The 1898-nt window shown below is 39.7% G+C and carries 1 protein-coding gene and 1 pseudogene; one reads left to right on the top strand and one right to left on the bottom strand.

Annotated features, from left to right (window positions below; all coding sequences use genetic code 11):
* Window positions 1–80 precede the first annotated feature (80 nt).
* Window positions 81–1042, top strand: a pseudogene (locus AB0912_RS35840) (IS3-like element IS1068 family transposase); the annotation flags it as partial.
* A 110-nt stretch (window positions 1043–1152) separates the two neighbouring features.
* Here the strand turns inward: AB0912_RS35840 and AB0912_RS35835 are convergent.
* Window positions 1153–1898: RepB family plasmid replication initiator protein (locus AB0912_RS35835; protein WP_366707519.1), on the bottom strand; the 746-nt coding region annotated here is incomplete at its 5' end.

Raw genomic sequence — 1898 nt, 5'->3', positions numbered from 1 at the left:
GGTGACGGCCCGGTGGACGCCGAACGCGGGGTGACGGCCCGGATGACGCCCGGCGCACGGGCCCGGGCCGGATGACGCCCAGCGCACGGGCCTGGATTAAATTGTTAGAGAAAGAAAATCGTTATCTTCAGGAGGAACTTGAACTTCTAAAAAAGTTCCGGGTCTTCTTGAAGCGAAGCAAGTAAAACGTTTTGAATTTCTCTTGAAACATCATGGGAAGATAAAAATTAAGCATGCAGTAAAAGTTCTTAAGGTTTCTCGCTCAGGTTTCTATGAATACATGCATCGTCGTCCTTCAAAACAACAAGTGGAGAGAGAAATTCTCTCAGAGAAGATAAAAGCTGTCTTTCATGAGCATAAGGGACGCTATGGTGCGGTTAGAATTACCAAGGTACTTCATAATACTGGTATTATGACCAACACGAAACGTGTTGGGAAACTGATGCACTTGATGGGACTTTATGCCAAGGGAAGCCGTTATAAATATAAACATTACAACAGAAAAGGAGCTTCGCTTTCAAGACCCAATTTAATTAATCAGATCTTTAAAGCAACAGCTCCTAATAAAGTATGGCTGGGAGACATGACCTATATCCCTACCAAAGAAGGCACCTTATACTTAGCCGTGAATATCGACGTTTTTTCACGTAAGATTGTAGGCTGGTCAATGTCTTCACGGATGCAAGATAAACTGGTGAGGGATTGCTTCTTACAAGCTTGTGGGAAAGAACATCCTCAGCCTGGCTTGATTGTCCATACTGATCAAGGGAGTCAATATACAAGCTCTCGTTATCAATCTACTCTTCGTCAAGTCGGTGCTCAATCTAGCATGAGTCGTAAAGGAAATCCATATGACAATGCAATGATGGAGTCTTTTTATAAGACGCTAAAGAGGGAGCTTATTAATGATGCTCATTTTGAGACAAGAGCTGAGGCTACTCAAGAAATATTTAAATACATTGAGACCTATTACAATACAAAAAGGATGCATTCAGGTCTTGATTACAAGTCGCCAAAAGACTTTGAAAAATATAATTCTTAAATTCTCTTAACTCCGTGTCTAGTTTTTCGTTGACTTTCCAAAAATATAGCTCATTTTGTGTCTAAATATTTGACATTAGTCCACTTTAATTGTCTTTAACTTTTCACTCATCATAAGTCCTGCCTTTTAACCGTGGGTAGGTATTGCTCGATTGCTTTTTTGAGATACTTAGTGATATTTTTCTTTGAGTAGTCTTCTCGCTTGGCTCTCACATAAGACAAGTGGTCTTTGACCCCATTCAAACCTCGTAAGTCTTTCAGTTCGTCATAGAGAGGGTACACGTGTGCTTGTAAGCCTGAAAGAATTTTAGTATCCGTCAAGTCTAGATAAGACAATAAGAAATGTTCCATAAGCAGCTTGGTATACGGACTTTTTAGGGCTTGTACCGTCAGCATGTCTTCGGTTTCTGCTTTACGTGCTTTATCTTCTTGGTAGACTTTATCTTCCAACTTGTAGCTGTTATCGTCTGCTCGACGTTTTTTCGTGATATGAAAGACAATAGAATCAATGCTTTTACCTTTTTTCACTTTCTCATAGGCAATATTAAATGAGGTCCGATCATTGATTTCTTCAAGGGGTTTATCTAAAACTTTCTTGCTAAAGTTAGTGAATAATTTGTATTCATTGACCGTGTCCGTCATTTCTCGTAATTCTCGCATGGAAATTGAAGGATTGCGGTAGGCTTCCACTTGTTCTTCTCGGCGCCCACCCTTGTAACTATAATGCTCGTACTGGTTATAATTCATAGATAACCAACGATACAAGATAATGGAATACTTGCTATTGAGTTCTGCAAGATCAGACAAAGCGTGTTGCGTGAAATTTTGTTTTAAATTGATTAAATACGGCATAATTT

Source organism: Streptomyces sp. NPDC007084 (genome assembly GCF_040703595.1).
In the GTDB taxonomy this organism is placed as follows: Bacteria; Actinomycetota; Actinomycetes; order Streptomycetales; family Streptomycetaceae; genus Streptomyces.
The sequence above is the reverse complement of the archived record's forward strand: the minus strand, read 5'-3'. Positions and strand labels throughout refer to the sequence as shown.